Source organism: Micromonospora sp. NPDC048868, from assembly GCF_043198195.1.
Classification (GTDB): domain Bacteria; phylum Actinomycetota; class Actinomycetes; order Mycobacteriales; family Micromonosporaceae; genus Micromonospora; species Micromonospora reichwaldensis.
Genome location: NZ_JBICUN010000019.1, coordinates 80,213 through 96,714, shown reverse-complemented (window position 1 = coordinate 96,714; position 16,502 = coordinate 80,213). Strand labels below are relative to the sequence as shown.

The following is a 16,502-nucleotide window of genomic DNA, read 5'->3' as shown; positions in this document are numbered from 1 at the left end:
TGGCCGTGCCGCTCAGCGCGCGGCGGCGTCAGCGAGGATCGCCTGAAGGCGGGCTCGGCATTCGGCGATGAAGGCCGGATAGGTGTGCAAGTAGTAGGAGATTCCGCTGACACCCACCGCGACGGCCCACGCCCTGGCGCGGATCCAGGTCAGATCGTCGAGGTCCACGGCGTTCCAGTACGCCCGTCGCGCGGGGGGCGGCAGGTCCCAGACGGTGGAGTGCTCGGCGTCGGGTAGGCCGACCGACAGACCACCGAAGTCGATGACGGCGTGCAGCTTGCCTTCCCGCACCAGCAGGTTGGTGGGCTTGAGGTCGCCGTGCAGTCACACGTGTGGCCCGGAGGGCTCAGGCAGGGCGAGCGCGGCGCGCCAGAGCTGTGCCAGGGTCTCGACGTCCAGCTCCGCGCCCACGGTGCTCCGACAGTCTTCGAAGCACACGGGTCGCAGTCCCGCAGGCGGCCTCCGCGGTACCAGCTGAGGTCACCCGTGCGGGTCGCTCCCATCAGGTCGGTGCGGTGCAGTTCCCGTACGAACAGCCAGGCCCGCCGGATCGTGCGATGCCCCGGTTGTGCGGGTGCCGAGTCGTGGGAGCTGTCGAGCTGCCCCTACAGACGGGGCATGGTGCGCGGCTCCGGTTGGTCGCATACATGGGGCAGCTCGACAGCGTCATACCAACACACGGCCGCCGGTCCGCGATCGCCGCGCGACCCGGCAGCCGTGTAGAACGCCGCGTACCGCAACCGATCCCACGCGCGCGACGGCTTGCGACCGGTCCCGGTGTTCAAGGGGCCCGGCGGGGCGAGGGCTGCCCGTGCGGGGTGCCGGACGTGCGTTTGCCGGTCCTGCCCCGGGTGCGCCTGCCGCCCGGGAGGGCTCCGGCTCTGGCGGCGGAACGCTTGGCAGGCCGCCGCCGGCGTGCGGATGTCGTTCGGGCGTGGTGGGCGACCGGCCGCCCGGCCAGCATGCAGAACACGGCGGTGACGACGAGGACAGCGGGCCCGACGATCCACATTCCACCGGCGTCGGTGAGCTCCTCGGGCAGGCGCGGGTCGACCAGGCCCTCGGGGTCCCGCACCACCGTGACGCGGTGCCCCACTGTGCCTTCCGGGTTGTCCGAGGCGCCGATGCTGCTGCCGGGCCACTGCCCCAGCTCCCCGGCAATGCGCCGACCGTCCGGATCGGCGAGGGTGTAATAGAGGTGACGACCGTCTTCCTGGCCCTCGCGCACGGCGGTGACGGTGGCCTCGACCCGTTCGCCGCGATGCGTGAGCACCGCCGACCACAGGCCCTCGGCGGCCACGAACATGAGGAGGGCACCGACCACCCAGGCCGCGCACAGCAGGCCCATGCGGGGCGGTTCCGCGGGCCAGGTCACCAGCACCGCCAGCGCCAGGGCGGCACTCCACAGCAGGGTGCCGGGCCAAGCCACGATGTCGGCTCGGATCCAGGTTGTCCCCGCCAGGGCGCCGACCGCCCCGGCGACGGTGAACACTGCCAGGTACGCCGCCCCGAGCGGGTTCATCCACCAACGATCACCGATATGCCGCACGGCCGCAGCGTAGACCCGGTGCACAACGGCCCAGGACCGCGCCACGGGCGTACGCGGCGGAGTGTGTCGTGGTCACGACGGGCAGCGGACCGGCCGGCCCGCGCGGCGAGGTCCGCGTCAGCCTGGTATCGAGCGACCGGGGTCGGTCAGTGGACGAGGGCCGCCGGGCAGTGCGCGAGCAGCTCGGTCGGGGCGTGCACGACCAGGTCGGGGCCGGCGGCGAGCAGCGCGGCGACGTCCCCGCCGTGCCAGGTGGTGGCGACCGAGGTCGCCCCGGCGTCCCGGCCGCTGAGCAGGTCGATGACCGCGTCGCCGACCATCATCGCCTGGCTGGGCGGCACGTCGAGGTGGCTCAGCGCCTGGAGCACGATGTCCGGGGCGGGCTTGGGGCGGGCCACCTCGTCGGAGCCGATCACCTGGCCGAAGAGGCCCAGCACGCCGAGCTGGTCGAGCAGGGAGCGGGCCCGGGGGCCGGCCTTGCCGGTGGCGATCGCCATCCGGATCCCCCGGGAGTGCAGCGTCTCCAGGGTCTTCCGGACGCCGGGGAAGAGCGGCACCAGGTGGGCCATCCGGTAGCTCTCCCGGACGAACGGCTCCTCCATCTCCAGGGGCAGCCCCATCAGCCGCATGATGTCCGGGAAGTACCGGCCCATGTGCCGGTTGTACTCCTCGAACGGCGCCGGCCCGTCGCCCACCACCTCGGCGTACGCGATACTGAACGCCTCACGCATGACGGCCGAGCTGTCGACGATGACGCCGTCGAGGTCGAACACGACCGCGCGGATCGGGCCGCGGCCCGGCGGCGGCGGGGTCATCTCGACGGTGGACGATGGATGGCTCATGGCTGCTCCCGGAAGCGAGTGTGGCCGACGGTGGTTCTCACCTGTCGCGATGGCCCGCCAGCGCGTGCTGCCGCTCCGGCGCGGTGGGCCGGGCGGACTGGTAGATCCGTTCGATGATGTCGATGGTCCGGCGGGCCTCGGCGACGGCCGCGCCCCGCGACGCCGGGTCGGCGAGCAGCGCGGGCAGCTCGTCGAGCTGGCGGTCGTACTCGGCGCCGATCGGCTCCTCGGGCAGCGACAGCCGGACGGTCTCGCCGTCCCGGGTGCGGGTCAGCACCGGCGCCGGCTCCCGGTTGGGGCTGAAGCCGAACGTGCAGCGCAGCGTCGCCGACCCGGCGGCGCCGTGCACGATGACGGTGGTGCGGTCCAGCGACTCGTGCGAGGCCCAGCAGGCGTGCAGGGCGACCGAGGCCCCCTCGGCGGTGAGCAGGAAGCCCCGGGCGGTGTCCTCGACGTCCCCGGGGGCGCGACCACCGGCGGCGGTGTCGCTGCGCCAGGCGGCGTGGGCCGCGCTGTCGTTGACGAAGTCGTCGGAGACGCTGCCGATGGCGTGGGTGACCCGGGTCGGGCCGAGCATCGGCAGCACCGTGTCGAGCAGGTGCCAGCCGAGGTCCACCAGCGCTCCCCCGCCCGAGAGGTCGCGGCGGGTGAACCAGCCGCCCGCGTCGGGCACCCCCCGGGCGCGGACCCAGGCCACGTCGACGTGCCGGATCGGGCCCAGCTCGGCGGCCACCCCGGTCAGGGCCCGGATGTCGGCCCGGTAGCGGGCGGCGCTGCCGGCCAGCAGCACCGCGCCGCCGTCGCGTTCCGCGTCGGCCAGCAGGGTCGCCTCGGCGGAGGTCAGGCAGACCGGCTTCTCCAGGAACACCGGTACGCCCCGGCGCAGCAGCCGGACGGCGACGGTGGCGTGCAGGTGGTTCGGTACGGCGACCACCACCAGGTCGACCGCCCCGGCGGGAAGGTCGTCGACGTCGGCGTACGCGGACGGGACGTCGTGGGTGGCACGGGCCCGGTCGCGTACGCCGGGCTCCGGGTCGACCACGGCGGTCACCTCGAAGCCCGGATGCGCGGCGAGCCGGGGCAGCCAGATCTCCCGCCCGGCCCACCCGAGGCCGACCACCGCGACCCGCACCGGTCGGTCGGGCGCGGCGGCCGGGGGCAGGGCCGTCATCCGGCGAGGACGTCGGCGAGCACGGCGGCGATCTCGTGCATCTGCTGCTCCGTGCCGAGCAGGGTGCGGTGGTGCAGCCAGATGCAGTCGGAGTGGATCTGCTCGACGTTGGGGCAGCGGGCCGCGATCGCCTCGACCGACTCGTCGGGGGCGCCGGCCTTCCAGAAGCCCTCGCACCGGTAGATCGCCCGGAACGCCACGAACGCCGGGACGCCCCGGGCGATGAGCGCGTCGACCACGGCGCGGCGGCGCTCGATGGTGATCCCGGGGACGCGGAACATCGCCATGTAGTGCGGGTTGCGGTCGGTACGGGGGTCGGTGGTCTGCGGCACCACGCCGGGGATCTCGGCGAGCAGGCTCGACAGCAGCGGCCAGCGCTGCTCGCGCAGCGCGATCTGGTCGTCCAGGCGGGACAGCTGGGCGCGCAGCACGGCGGCGGTGAACTCGCCCATCCGGTAGTTCGAGCCGGTGGTGCCGTGCAGGTAGTCCCGGTCGGTGCGGGGCCGGCCGCAGCTGTGCACGAGGAACGCCCGCTCGCGCAGCTCCTCGTCGGGGAAGAGCACCGCCCCGCCCTCGCCGGCGGTCATCAGCTTGCCGTTCTGGAAGCTGAACGCGGCCACCGAGCCGAGCGCCCCGGACCGCTTGCCCTGCCACTGCGCGCCGTGGGCGTGCGCCGCGTCCTGGAGCACCGCCACCCCCGCGTCGGCGGCGAGCTTGTCCAGCGCGTCCATGTCGGCGAACTGGCCGGCCATGTGCACCGGCATGACGACCTTGGTGCGGGGGGTGATCGCGGCCTCGACGGCGGCCGGGTCGATGCAGTAGGTGTCGAGGTCGACGTCGACCGGCACGGCGACCGCGCCGAGGCGCTGCGCGGCCAGCGAGGACGAGATGAAGGTGAAGGCCGGGACGATCACCTCGGTGCCCGGCCCGACGCCGAGCACCTCCAGGGCGACCTCGAGGGCGTGGGTGCCGTTGGTGACGGCGAGCGCGTGCGGCGTGCCGTGGTAGTCACCGAACTCCTTCTCGAAGGAGTCGACCTCGCTGCCGCCCATCCGCCACCACTGCCCCTGTTCGAGGGCGCGGATCAGTCCGGCGCGCTCCTCGTCGCCGAACTGCGGCCACTCGGGGAACTCCGACACCGTCGAGGGCTGACCACTCATGACTTCCCACTTCCCAACTCGGGCAGACCAGGGGCTTCGCCGGACCATCGGGCGGGACGACCGGGTACCGCCGGCACGCGGTCCGGGCGCACCGGGGCGCCGATGGCCGGTTCGAGGTAGGTGACGCTTCCGTTGGAGTCGGCGGCGTCGCTTCGGCAGGGAGGACGGTAACCGAAGCGGACGCGCGGTCACCGCCCCTAACAGCCCCTAGCCACCCCTTAGTCCGCCGCGCCACGGCCACCGCCGGTTCGCCCGACGTCGCGGGCGTTGTAAGACTGCGGTGGACCAGTCATCGGGCCTTGTCGGGACAGGGCCACGCCCCGCGAGGTGAAGCGTGTCGGACGTGTTGCTGCTGAACGGCCCGAACCTGGGCATCCTCGGCCGACGGGAGCCGGAGATCTACGGCACGGACACCCTGGACGACATCGAACGGGCCGTCGGCGAGGAGATCGCGGGACGGGGCTGGCGGGTGGTGGCCGAGCAGCACGACTGCGAGGGCGCCCTGATCCGCGCCATCCAGGACAACTACGACACCGTGGGCGCCATCGTCAACCCGGGCGCCCTGATGATCGCGGGCTGGAGCCTGCGCGACGCGCTGGCCAACTATCCCCGGCCCTTCGTCGAGGTGCACCTGTCCAACGTCTGGGCCCGGGAGAGCTTCCGGCACGACTCGGTGATCGCCCCACTGGCCAGCGGCGTCATCGTCGGGCTCGGGTCGCTGGGCTACCGCCTGGCCGCCCGCGCCCTCGTCGCGACCGTCCGATGACGATCCGGCACCGCACCGTCCGGCCTCATCGGCGTCGATGCGCCAGCGGTACGGTCGTCCGCACGTTCCGACTCTTCCCGAAGGACATCACGTGCACATTCCCATCCTCGTCCTGACTCTCATCCTCGCCGCGGTGTTCCTGGGCACCGCCGTGCCGAAGCTCACCGGGCAGGCGCAGATGCGCGAGCGGATGGACCATCTCGGCGTCTCGCCCGGGCTGACGCGCCTGCTCGGGGTGCTGGAACTCGCCGCGGTCGCCGGGCTGCTGCTCGGCCTGCTCTGGGCGCCGCTGGGCATCGCGGCGGCGATCGGCCTCGCCCTGCAGATGGTGGGCGCGGTGGTCTACCACGCCCGCGCGAAGGACCCGGCCCCGATGACCCTGACGCCGGTGATCTTCGCCCTCGCCGCGGTGGCGCTCGTGGTCCTGCACGTGCTCGAGGGCTGAGGCGCGGGCGTGACCGGTCCGCAGCGGGGCGACGGCGTGCTCGGTGTCGACGTCGGCGGCACGAAGGTGGCGCTGCGCGCGGAGACGCCCGGACGGCCGGCGTACGACCGGACCTTCCGCTGGCCACCCGGCGCCGACCCGGCCGCGGACCTGGCCGCGCTGGCCGCCGAGGCGGACCGGCTGCGCGAGGCGTGGGGACCGGTGGGCGCGGTCGGGGTGGCGATGCCGGCGACCACGGACCCGGCGGGCACCGTCACCACCTGGCCCGGCCGGCCCGGCTGGGCGGGGCTGGACCTCGCCGGTGCGCTGCGCCGCATCTTCCCCGACGCGGCGACGGCCGTCGCCGACGACGGTGACCTCGCCGCGCTGGCCGAGGCCCGGCACGCCGGCCGGGACGACGTGGTCTACCTGGGCGTCGGCACCGGGATCGGCGGCGGTGTGGTGCTGGCGGGGCGGTCGGTGCCCGGCCGCTCCTCCGCCGAGATCGGTCACATGGTCGTCGCCCTCGACGGCGAGCGCTGCGACTGCGGCCGGCGCGGCTGTCTCCAGTCGATCGCGTCCGGCCCGGCCACCCTGCGCCGGGCGGGCGCCGGCCGCGGCGCCGAGGTGAGCTTCGACGACCTGCGGGCGGGGCTCGACGAGCGCCGGCCGTGGGCGGTGGCGGCGGTCGACGCGAGCTGCCGGGCGCTCGCGGCGGCGGTCGTCAGCCTCGGCGAGCTGCTGGATCCGGCGCTGGCGATCGTGGGCGGCGGGTTCGCCGCCGGCCTGCCCGACCTCGTGCCGCTCGTCGCCGAGCGGGCCCGCGCCGCCGGCCGGCCCGGGCGGCCGGCGCCGCCGGTGCGGGCCGCCGCCCTGGGCGGCCTGTCGTCCCTGCACGGCGCGGTGGAGCTGGCCCGTGGCCTGACCGCCCCGCCGGCCCCCGTGCGTTCCGTACCCACCCTGTAGAGGAGTTCAGCCATGGTCAGGATCGGTGTCATCGTCGGCAGCACGCGGCCCGGCCGCAAGGCCGACGCCGTTGGCCGCTGGGTGACCGACGTCGCCGCCAAGCGGGGCGACGCCACGGTCGAGCTGGTCGACATCGCCGACCACGACCTGCCGCACTTCGACGAGGTGCTGCCGCCGTCGATGGCGCCGTCGAGGCGCCCCGCCGTACGCCGCTGGGCGTCGACCGTCGCCGGGTTCGACGGCTTCGTCTTCGTCACCCCGGAGTACAACCACTCGATCCCGGGCGCGCTGAAGGACGCCGTCGACTTCCTGTTCAAGGAGTGGCAGCACGCCTCCGCCGGCCTGGTCAGCTACGGCGTGCACGGCGGCACGCGGGCCGCGGAGCACCTGCGGCTGGTGCTCGGGCAGCTCGGCGTGGCCGACGTCCGGTCCCAGGTCGCGCTCTCCCTGACGACGGACTTCGTCAACTTCCGCGACTTCCGGCCGGCGGCGCACCAGGAGCAGGCCCTCAACACCATGCTCGACGAGGTGGTCGCCTGGGCCGGCGCGCTCCGGACGCTCCGCCGGCCCTGAAGCCGGCTTCGGGCCGACGCCGGCACAGTCCGGCCCTGACCCCGGCACCGTCCGGCCCGGACGTCGACGCGGTCGGGCCGGACGCCGACGCCGCGGCGGGCGGCGTCGGCTCGCCGGAGCGGAACGGGCCGGGTCGGGTCGGCGCTCAGCCGGCCCGCTCGGCGCGGCGCAGCAGCGCGGCGGCCACGCAGCCGCCCGCGAAGACGGCCACGGCGCCGACCGTCTGCCCGGTCTCCAGGGCCGAGCGGAACGCGTCGGAGACGAGCGCGCGCTCCGGCTCGCTGCGCGCGGCGGCCAGCGCGGCGGGGAACGATCCGGCGCCGGCCACGGCGGCGGGCAGCAGCGCGGCGAAGCGGGCGTTGAGGATCGCGCCCAGCACGGCGACGCCGAGGCTGCTGCCGACCTCCGTCATGGTGCCGTCCACGCCCGCGCCCGCCCCGGCCTTCTCCGGCGGGATGGCGCTCATCACGGCCTCGACGATGGCCGGGTTGGCCACGGCGCAGCCGGCGCCCATCACCAGCAGGCCCGGCAGCAGCACCCCGTAGCCGTCCGACGGGGCGTGGGTGATCAGGGCGAGACCGGCGGCGAGCAGCGTCATGCCGAGGGCGATCGAGTACGCCAGCCCGAGCCGGTGGATCACCCGCGCGGCGACGCCGCCCACGTTCAGCAGGACGATGGAGAGCGCGAACGGCATCATCCGCAGCCCCGCCTCCCAGGCCGGGTAGCCGCGGACGAACTGGAGGTGCTGGGTGAGCAGGAACAGCGCGCCGGTGGCGCCGAAGGTGATCAGGACGACGCCGGAGACCGCGCCCACGAAGCGCGGGTTGCGGAAGAAGTGCATGTCCAGCATGGGGTCGGCGACCCGCCGTTCCCAGGCCACGAAGGCGGCGAGCAGGAGCACCCCGGCAACCGCCGCGCCGAGCACCGGGGCGGCGGTCCAGCCGTGTTCCGGCCCGGCGATGATCGCGTAGACGACCGCGGTCAGGCCGGCCGTGGAGAGCAGCACCCCGCCCAGGTCCAGTCGGCCCTTGGCCGGCTGGCGCGACTCGGGCACCAGCGCCCAGGCCGCCACCAGGCAGACCAGCACGATAGGGACGTTGACCAGGAAGATCGCCCCCCACGGCAGGTGGGCGAGGACGAGCCCACCGAAGGGCGGCCCGGCCGCGAAGCCCAGCGCGCTCGCCGCCGCCCAGAGGCCGATCGCCCGGGACCGCTCGGCGTCGTCGAAGACCTGCATCGCCACCGCCAGGGTGGCGGTGACCAGCAGCGCGCCGCCGATCCCCATGCCGGCGCGGGCCGCGATGAGCTGGCCGCTGGACTGGGACAGCCCGGCGGCCAGCGACCCGAGCCCGAACAGCACGAGGCCGGCCAGCAGCATCCGACGGCGGCCGTACCGGTCGGCGGCGCTGCCCGCGGTGAGCAGCAGACCGCACTGGACCAGCGCGTACGCGTTGATCATCCACTGCACGTCGGCGGTGCTGGCGGCCAGCTCGGTCGTGAGCACGGGGATCGCCACGGTCAGCACCGTGTTGTCGAGCACCACGGTGACCTGCGCGAGGCAGAGCACGGCGAGGATCAGCCACCGGCCCCGCACCCGACCGTCCGCGCCGCCGGCCGGCGCCCCGGCGGGGGGCGCGAGCGTCGTCGTCATCGGGCGGCCGGGGCGAAGCGGGCGATGGGGTTGGTCAGGGTGCCGACGAGTTGCAGCGCGGCCGACGGATCGGCGAGGTCGACCATCTGCTGGTTGTTGCGCAGCTGGAGCCGGTTCAGGCAGGACAGCGCGAACTCCGGGGCGAACAGGTCGTAGCGCCGCAGCCGCTCGGCCAGGTGCGGAACGCTGTCGGCGTAGTCGGCGGCGCACCCGGCGACCGTCCGCCAGAAGGTCTCCTCGTCGAGGACGCCCTCGGTGACGAGGATGGCGCTGAGGTAGCGCAGGAAGCCGTCGAAGACGTCGGTGAAGATGGACAGCAGCTTCATGTCCTCCGGCACGTCGGCCCTGATCCGTTCGACCAGCGGGGGCAGGTCGGCGTCCGGGTCCATCACCACGATCTCCTCGGCGATGTCCTTGAAGATCGCCCGCTCGACCGTCCCGCCGTCCAGAACGAGGATGACGTTCTCGCCGTGCGGCATGAACGCCAGGTCGTGGGCGTAGAAGCTGTGCAGCAGCGGAGTGAGGTAGGCGTCGAGGTAACGCCGCAGCCACACCTGCGGCGCCAGCCCCGACCGGGCGATGAGCGCGGCGGCGAACGAGCGGCCCTCTCGGTCGGTGTGCAGCAGGGACGCCATCGTGGCCAGTCGCCGGCCCGGCTCCAGCGCGGGCACCGGGCTCTCCCGCCACAGGGCCGCCAGCATCTTGCGGTACGGGGAGTACCGGTCGGTGGCCGCCTCGTACTCCAGGTGCCGGTACCCGACGGCGGCCCGCTCGCGGATGATCGTCAGCCCGGTGCGCTTGAGGACCTCGTCGCCGTCGATCAGGTCGGCGAGCCACTCGTTGATGGCCGGGGTGGCCGCCATGTACGCGGCCGACAGCCCCCGCATGAAGCCCATGTTCAGCACGGACAGCGCGGTCTTGACGTAGTGCCGGGACGGGTCGGTGACGTTGAAGAAGGTGCGGATGGACTGCTGGGCCAGGTATTCGTCGGGGCCGGGGCCGAGGCACACCAGCCGGCGCTGCGCCACCTCGGCGGCGAACGTGACGGAGATCCGGTTCCACCACTGCCACGGGTGCACCGGGATGAGCAGGTAGTCGGCCGGGTCGAGACCGAGCCCGGTCAGGGTCTCGGCGAACCCGGCGCGGGTCTCCTCGTCGAGTTCGGCGCGGATCAGGGTATCGTAGTCGAGGTCGGCGGCGCAGCTGAAGCTCGTCCGGTCCCGGTGCCCCGCCACCCAGAGCAGCCGCAGCGGCTGGCCGGCCTCCGGGGCGTACGCCCGGTATTCGTCGACGCCGAAGCCGATGCGGCCGTTGTTGGCGACGAAGCCCGGGTGGCCCTCGGTCATCTGGGTCTCGATGGCCTGGAAGTCCGCGTCGGCGAGCTCGGCGGCGCTGACCGCCGGCTTGTCGAGCTTGTACGCGGTGCTGGCCAGCGTGGAGCTGATCTCCTCCAGGTAGACGGGGAGGATCTCATCGCTCAGCCCGAGCGCCCCGCGCAGGTCGAGGCAGAACTCCAGGGCGTCCAGCGGCAGCTCGGCGTCGCCGCGGTGGCGGGTGATGCTGTCGGCGTCGATGCGCCAGTGGTCCAGGGCCAGCAGGCTCGCGGTGAACCGGTAGACGACCTCGCCGTCGTCGCCGCGCACCTGGTACCGCCGCTGGCCCGCCGCGGAGCCGGCGGAAGCGGGCTCGCCGGCCTGGTCGGCGGGGACGGGCTCGGGCGCGAGCAGGCGCTCGTGGGCGAACTCGGCCAGCGCCTTGCGGACCAGCAGCCGGTTGGCGTGCGCCCAGTTGGCGGGCGTCAGGTGGGCCACGGATGCGAGCGGGTTCACGCGGGCACGTCTCCTCGGGTTGCGGCGTGGAACTGGTCACGGGTGCAGACGCTGAGCAGCGCGTCCTTCTCGGGCTTGCGGATCGGGCCGACCACGGTGAAGCCGACGGCCGCGTTGAGCGCGTGCACCGCCGTGTTGCGCACGTCGGGCTCCACGACGACCCGGCGGGTGGCCGGGTCGGCGAAGAGCCACGCCATCACCGTGGTGATCACCGCCCGGGTGAAGCCGTGCACGGGGGCGTCGGCGGGCGCGCAGAGGAAGTGCATGCCGACGTCGCCGTCGACCGCGTCGTACAGGCCGACGAGTTCGACGTGGGCGGGGTCGTACCGCTCGGCGAGGAAGGCCGGTCGGCCCTCGTGCAGGCCGAGGAACGCGTCGTGGTGCGGGTGCCCGGCGATCCGCCGGTACTCCTCGGCGACCCGGGCCACGTCGGCGTCCTGCATGAGCCAGAACGCCGCCTTCGGGTGGGTCACCCAGCGGTGCAGCAGCGGCGCGTCGGCGTCCGGGTCGAGCGTACGCAGGGCGAACTCGCCGAGCCGGCCGTCGACGCGGCGGTGGACGACGTCGGTCACGACGCGGCCCCGGCCGGCACGCCGAACTCCTGGAAGGCGATGCCCTTCTCGATCGGGTAGTGCTCGCGGCCCAGCAGCTCACGGATGATCCACGAGTTGCGGTACGGGCCCATGCCCAGGTCGGGCGAGGTGACGCTGTGCGTGTGGGTGCCGGCGTTCTGCAGGAAGATGCCCCGGCCGGTGTGGTCGATGCTGTAGTTGCGGGCCACGTCGAAGCGCCCGTGCGCGTCCCAGCGGATCCGGTCGCGCACCGGCTCCAGGAACTCCGGCACCCGGTAGTGGTAGCCGGTCGCCAGCACCAGCCCCTCGGTGTCCAGCGTGAAGTCGCGCTCCTGCTCGACGTTGCGCAGCCCCAGCGTGTACGTCCCGCTCGCCTCGTCGTGGGTGGCGGTGGTCAGCGCGGTGTTGGTCAGCAGCCGGGTGCGGACCGGGCCGGGGATGCTCTTGGCGTACAGCAGGTCGTAGATCTCGTTGATCAGGTCGGCGTTGATGCCCTTGAACAGCCCCTTCTGCTCGGACTCCAGCCGGTAGCGGGTGGGCTCCGGCAGGGCGTGGAAGTAGTCCACGTAGTCCGGCGAGGTCATCTCGAGGGTGAGCTTGGTGTATTCGAGGGGGAAGAACCGGGGCGAGCGGGTCACCCAGTTGAGCTGGTAGCCGTACGTGTCGATGTCGCCGAGCAGGTCGTGGTAGATCTCGGCCGCGCTCTGCCCGCTGCCGACGACGGTGATGCTCCGCTTCGCGCGCAGCGCCGCCCGGTGCTCCAGGTACCGCGAGTTGTGGATCGCGTCGCCGCCGAGGTCCGCGCAGGCCTCCGGCACGTACGGCGGGGTGCCGGTGCCGAGCACCAGGTGCCGGGCCCGGTAGGTGACCGGCTCCCCCGTGGCCGCCACCGTGGCCGTGACGGTGTAGTGCTCGTCGCCCGGGTCGAAGTCGACCGCCGTGACCTGCTGCCCGAACCGGACGCTGCCCAGCTTGCCGGCGGCCCAGCGGCAGTAGTCGTCGTACTCGCTGCGCAGGGGGAAGAAGCTCTCCCGGATGTAGAACGGATACAGCCGCCCGGACTCCTTGAGGTAGCTCAGGAACGAGTACGGCGAGGTCGGGTCGGCGAGCGTGACCAGGTCGGCGATGAACGGCGTCTGGAGCCGGGTCGACTCCAGCAGCATCCCGGGATGCCAGCTGAAGGCGTCCCGCGCCTCCAGGAAGATTCCGTCGAGCTCGTCGATCGGCTCGGTCAGGCAGGCCAGGCCCAGGTTGTACGGGCCCAGCCCGACGGCGATGAAGTCGTGCGTCGACATGCGGTTCTCCAGAGCGGGGGGCGGATCGTCAGCCGACGGGGCAGGACAGCTCGGCGGTGGCCCTGGTCTGGGCGTACCAGCCGGCGTGTTCGGCGAGGAGGTCGAGGACGTGGGCGATGTCGTCCATCGTGGTCTCGGGGTTGAGCAGGGTGAGCTTCAGGTAGTGCGCGCCGTCGACCTTGGTCCCGGCGACGAGCCCGGCGCCGGAGGCGGCCAGCGCCTCGCGGGCGTACAGGTTGGCGTCGTCGACGACCTCCCGGCCGGCGGCGGCCGGCAGGTAGCGGAAGACCACGGTGCTCAGCTGCGAGCGGGTCACCACCTCGAAGCGGGGGTCCCCGCTGAGCAGCTGCCACGCGGCGGCGGCCCGGTCGACCACCTCGTCGAAGAGCTCGCCGATGGCGTCCGGCCCCATGATCCGCAGGGTCAGCCAGAGCTTGAGGGCGTCGAAGCGGCGGGTGGTCTGGATGCTCTTGTCGACCTGGTTGGGGATGCGCTGCTCGACCATCCGCGCCGGGTTGAGGTAGTCGGCGTGCCAGGTGGCGTGCCGCAGCACGCGCCGGTCGCGCACCAGCAGCGCGCTGGAGCTGACCGGCTGGAAGAACGACTTGTGGTAGTCGACGGTGACCGAGTCGGCCCGCTCGATGCCGTCGAGCAGGTGCCGCCGGGTCGGCGACACCAGCAGCCCGCAGCCGTACGCGGCGTCGACATGTAGCCAGACGCCGGCGGCGGCGCAGATGTCGGCGATCTGCGGCAGCGGGTCGATGGTGCCGAAGTCGGTGGTGCCGGCGGTGGCGACGACGGCCATCACCGTCAGCCCCTCCTCCCGGCACCGGGCGATCTCCCGGGCCAGGTCGGCGGTGCGCATCCGCCGGTCGGCGTCGGTGGGGACGGTGACCACCGCGTCGGCGCCGAGGCCGAGCAGCTTGGCCGCCTTCTGCACGCTGAAGTGGCCGGCCGCCGAGGTGATGATGCGCAGTCGGGACAGCAGCTCCGGGCGGGACTGCCGCTCGGTCGTCCGGCCGACGAGGTTCGCGCAGGTCTCCTCGCGGGCCAGCAGCATCGCCTGAAGGTTGGACTGGGTGCCGCCGCTGGTGAAGATGCCGTCGGCCGCCGGCCCCAGGCCGATCCGATCGGCCGTCCAGTCGATGAGCCGGCGCTCGATCAGAGTGCCGCCGGCGCTCTGGTCCCAGGTGTCCAGCGAGGAGTTGACGGCGGTGAGCACCGCCTCGCCGAGCAGCGCCGGGATCACCACCGGGCAGTTGAGGTGCGCGAGGTAGCGGGGGTGGTGGAAGTAGACGGCGTCGCGCAGGTAGACGTCGTGCAGCTCGTCGAGCGCGGCGCCGCTGTCGCCCAGCGGCCGGTCCAGGTCGATGCCGGCGACCCGCGGCACCAGCTCGTCCGGTGTCACGCCGGTGAACGGCCGGTCCACCTCGGCCATCCGGGTCGCGACCCGGCCGATCCCCTCGGCCAGCACGCGCCGGTAGTCCTCCACCGTGCCGGCGGTGAAGAGGTGGGCGCGGGCGCCGTGGGAGGCGGGGGTCACCCCGGTCGTAGGCACCTGGACGGTGGGTCCGGGCAGGCTCATGCGGGTCCTCAACGGTCGGGAATGGACGGTACGGCGAGATGGCGGGACGTCACCATCCGCCCGCAGTCGGTGATCGAGCGAGCTTAGGTTACCCTAACCTAAGGATGTGTCAACATCGTCGCCCACATTGAGCGATATCACTCAGCCGGGCACCTTCGACAACTCGCGTTCCCCCGGCGCCGCAACGGATCGGGGCGGGAACCGCCGCTGGTGCCCGAGGCCCAGCGCGACGCCGAGCGCCACCAGGACGACGGAGGCCACCGCGACCGCGGGATAGCCGAACACCTCGGCCGCGGCCAGCGCGACGGAGGCCGCCACGAACGAGCAGACCAGCCCGAACGACGACAGCACCGTGAAGTCCGTACCGCCGGTGCCGGGCCGGGAGTAGTCCATGTTGACCGTGTAGAGCACGACGTTGGCGATCGTGTAGGCGGCCATGAAGCAGCAGAGCGCGGCGACCGTCCCGGCGAGCGGGGCCCGGCCGTTCAGCAACGGCAGCAGCATCGCCGTGGACAGCGCGAGCGCCACTCCCCCGGCGACGAGCACGCGAGCCCGCCCGAACCGGCCGATCGCGGCCCCGGAGACCAGACCGGCCACGATGGCCGGCAGGCTGGTCACCACGCCGGTCACCACGCCGATGCGCGCCAGGGACCAGTCCGCGTCCACCAGGGCCGGCGTCACCAGGGCGTACGTCGCGCCCGCGCCGATGTAGACCAGCGGCACCACGCCGAAGGTCCACCGGCGGCAGCCGGGCTGACCCAGCACCGACAGCAGCGCCCGGTACGCCGCACCGGCGCTGGCGACGCGGTCGGTGCGGTCCGGCTCGCGGAACCGCCACACCACCAGCAGGCCGACGGCGGTCAGGGCGGCGAGCAGCAGGATCGCGGGCGCCCAGCCGAAGCGGTCGTAGACGACCACGCAGGCGCCGCCGCCGAGCAGGTTGCCGACGTAGCTCGCGGCGACCTGGATGCCGTTGCCGGTGCCCCGCGAGCGCTCGGAGAGCAGCCGGACGGCGACGGCGTCGACGGCGATGTCCTGCGTCGCGGAGAGGAACACGTACGCGACGCAGATCGCGACGACCGGGCCGAGCTGCGCGGCCGGGCGGTCGAACGGCAGCAGCGCCAGCAGGGCCAGCACCAGGCCGCCCTGGAGCACCAGCAGCCAGGACCGGTAGTGACCACGGTTGCGGGAGCCGTACCGGTCGAGGACGGGCGCCCAGAGGAACTTGATCGGCCAGACCAGGCCGACGAACTGCAACAGCGCCAGCGTGTCGAGGGAGGTGCCGCCGTCGCGCAGGATGGCGGTCAGCCCGACGGTGATGAAGCCGATGCCGAGGTACTGCGTGACGTAGAGCGCGGTCAGCGTGCCGAGCCGACCTCTCACCTGGCGCTCCAGTAGGCCAGCGAGGTGAGCTGGTGCTTGCCGACGCCCAGGTTCCGGCGCACGTGCTTGGTGATGCCGCGCGTGCTGGCCGCCTCGCAGGCCACCCAGTAGTGGGCGTCCTCGGCGGCGGGCAGGGCCGCGCAGACCGTCTCGACCAGGTGCTGGCCCTCGTCGCGGCGCGGCACCCAGGTGACCTGGTGCCTGGCGTGGGCGCGCGGCCCCAGTTCCTTCTCGCCCTCGTGGGCGTACTCCAGCCAGACCGTCGCCGGGGTGTCGGGGGCCGCGGCGAGCAGGCTGTTCACCGCCGGGAGCGAGGCGGCGTCGCCCACCAGGTACAGGTGCTGCGGGGCGGGGTCCGGCAGGTTGAAGGCGGTGCCCTGCACGGTGGCCTCGATGGTGTCGCCGACCTGGGCGGCGGCGGCCCACCGGGCGGCGCAGCCGTCGTGGATGGCGAACTCCAGGTCGAAGCGGCCGGTCTCCGGGTCGGGGTCGACGAGGGTGTACGCGCGCTGGTGCGGCTTGCCGTCGTTGTCGAACCACAGCCGCACCCACATGGTGGGGTGCACGCCGCACGCCTCCAGCAGCCCGCCGCCGTCCATGCGCAGTCGACGGTAGCGCTCGCCGACGGCCTCGGTGCCGAGCACGGTCAGCCGGAATTCGCGACCGCCCATCGCCTTGAGCACCAGGGCTTCCCAGTTTCGCTTCACGCACCCCTCCAGGTAAGGTCTGCCTCAGT

Annotated in this window: 16 protein-coding genes; 4 read left to right on the top strand and 12 right to left on the bottom strand. The window is 73.5% G+C overall.

Translation table 11 applies throughout. The features are described from left to right. Positions 1-12: 12 nt before the first annotated feature. The 5 genes from ACGFNF_RS25030 to ACGFNF_RS25010 form a co-directional block, all read right to left on the bottom strand. Positions 13-291, bottom strand: a complete 279-nt coding sequence (locus tag ACGFNF_RS25030) for a hypothetical protein (protein WP_393171102.1) — start codon at positions 289-291, stop codon at positions 13-15. A gap of 490 nt (positions 292-781) precedes the next feature. Next, a complete protein-coding gene (locus ACGFNF_RS25025) occupies positions 782-1,522 on the bottom strand; it encodes a hypothetical protein (RefSeq protein ID WP_393171100.1) in 741 nt (246 codons plus the stop codon). 173 nt (positions 1,523-1,695) lie between these two features. After that, positions 1,696-2,364, bottom strand: a complete 669-nt coding sequence (locus ACGFNF_RS25020) for an HAD-IA family hydrolase (RefSeq protein ID WP_393171124.1) — start codon at positions 2,362-2,364, stop codon at positions 1,696-1,698. A 64-nt stretch (positions 2,365-2,428) separates the two neighbouring features. Beyond that, entirely contained in the window at positions 2,429-3,562 is a 1,134-nt protein-coding gene (locus ACGFNF_RS25015; RefSeq protein ID WP_393171098.1) for a Gfo/Idh/MocA family protein, read from the bottom strand. Continuing rightward, complete coding sequence (locus ACGFNF_RS25010) at positions 3,559-4,722, bottom strand: DegT/DnrJ/EryC1/StrS family aminotransferase (RefSeq protein ID WP_311413973.1); 1,164 nt, start codon at positions 4,720-4,722, stop codon at positions 3,559-3,561. The genes ACGFNF_RS25015 and ACGFNF_RS25010 overlap by 4 nt, the downstream gene beginning before the upstream one ends. A gap of 334 nt (positions 4,723-5,056) precedes the next feature. On the opposite strand from ACGFNF_RS25010, the gene ACGFNF_RS25005 reads away from it, so the two are divergent. The 4 genes from ACGFNF_RS25005 to ACGFNF_RS24990 all read left to right on the top strand — a co-directional run bounded on the left by ACGFNF_RS25005 (position 5,057) and on the right by ACGFNF_RS24990 (position 7,451). Continuing rightward, positions 5,057-5,488 (top strand): type II 3-dehydroquinate dehydratase, encoded by a 432-nt coding sequence (locus ACGFNF_RS25005; RefSeq protein WP_311413974.1) that lies wholly within the window; start codon positions 5,057-5,059, stop codon positions 5,486-5,488. A gap of 91 nt (positions 5,489-5,579) precedes the next feature. Then, a complete protein-coding gene (locus tag ACGFNF_RS25000; protein ID WP_132240772.1) occupies positions 5,580-5,933 on the top strand; it encodes a DoxX family protein in 354 nt (117 codons plus the stop codon). 9 nt (positions 5,934-5,942) lie between these two features. Continuing rightward, positions 5,943-6,878, top strand: coding sequence for an ROK family protein (locus tag ACGFNF_RS24995; protein ID WP_393171095.1), 936 nt, complete (start codon positions 5,943-5,945; stop codon positions 6,876-6,878). 12 nt (positions 6,879-6,890) lie between these two features. Beyond that, a complete protein-coding gene (locus ACGFNF_RS24990; protein WP_357578302.1) occupies positions 6,891-7,451 on the top strand; it encodes an NAD(P)H-dependent oxidoreductase in 561 nt (186 codons plus the stop codon). Positions 7,452-7,596: 145 nt separating this feature from the next. Here the strand turns inward: ACGFNF_RS24990 and ACGFNF_RS24985 are convergent, their stop codons facing one another. The 7 genes from ACGFNF_RS24985 to ACGFNF_RS24955 all read right to left on the bottom strand — a co-directional run bounded on the left by ACGFNF_RS24985 (position 7,597) and on the right by ACGFNF_RS24955 (position 16,473). Beyond that, on the bottom strand, positions 7,597-9,102 hold the full coding sequence (locus ACGFNF_RS24985; protein WP_393171092.1) for an MFS transporter: 1,506 nt from the start codon (positions 9,100-9,102) through the stop codon (positions 7,597-7,599). After that, positions 9,099-10,931: an IucA/IucC family protein gene (locus ACGFNF_RS24980; RefSeq protein WP_393171090.1), complete on the bottom strand. Its 1,833-nt coding sequence runs from the start codon at positions 10,929-10,931 to the stop codon at positions 9,099-9,101. Before ACGFNF_RS24980 ends, ACGFNF_RS24985 begins: the two co-directional genes overlap by 4 nt. Then, positions 10,928-11,503 (bottom strand): GNAT family N-acetyltransferase, encoded by a 576-nt coding sequence (locus ACGFNF_RS24975; protein WP_393171088.1) that lies wholly within the window; start codon positions 11,501-11,503, stop codon positions 10,928-10,930. Before ACGFNF_RS24975 ends, ACGFNF_RS24980 begins: the two co-directional genes overlap by 4 nt. After that, positions 11,500-12,798 carry a lysine N(6)-hydroxylase/L-ornithine N(5)-oxygenase family protein gene (locus ACGFNF_RS24970; RefSeq protein WP_393171086.1) on the bottom strand — a complete coding sequence of 433 codons (1,299 nt, stop codon included), beginning with the start codon at positions 12,796-12,798 and terminating at the stop codon, positions 11,500-11,502. Before ACGFNF_RS24970 ends, ACGFNF_RS24975 begins: the two co-directional genes overlap by 4 nt. Before the next feature lie 28 nt (positions 12,799-12,826). After that, positions 12,827-14,383 (bottom strand): pyridoxal phosphate-dependent decarboxylase family protein, encoded by a 1,557-nt coding sequence (locus ACGFNF_RS24965; protein WP_393171084.1) that lies wholly within the window; start codon positions 14,381-14,383, stop codon positions 12,827-12,829. Positions 14,384-14,524: 141 nt separating this feature from the next. Continuing rightward, positions 14,525-15,766, bottom strand: a complete 1,242-nt coding sequence (locus ACGFNF_RS24960) for an MFS transporter (protein WP_393171082.1) — start codon at positions 15,764-15,766, stop codon at positions 14,525-14,527. After that, entirely contained in the window at positions 15,763-16,473 is a 711-nt protein-coding gene (locus ACGFNF_RS24955; RefSeq protein ID WP_357578295.1) for a siderophore-interacting protein, read from the bottom strand. The genes ACGFNF_RS24960 and ACGFNF_RS24955 overlap by 4 nt, the downstream gene beginning before the upstream one ends. Between the last annotated feature and the right edge of the window lie 29 nt (positions 16,474-16,502).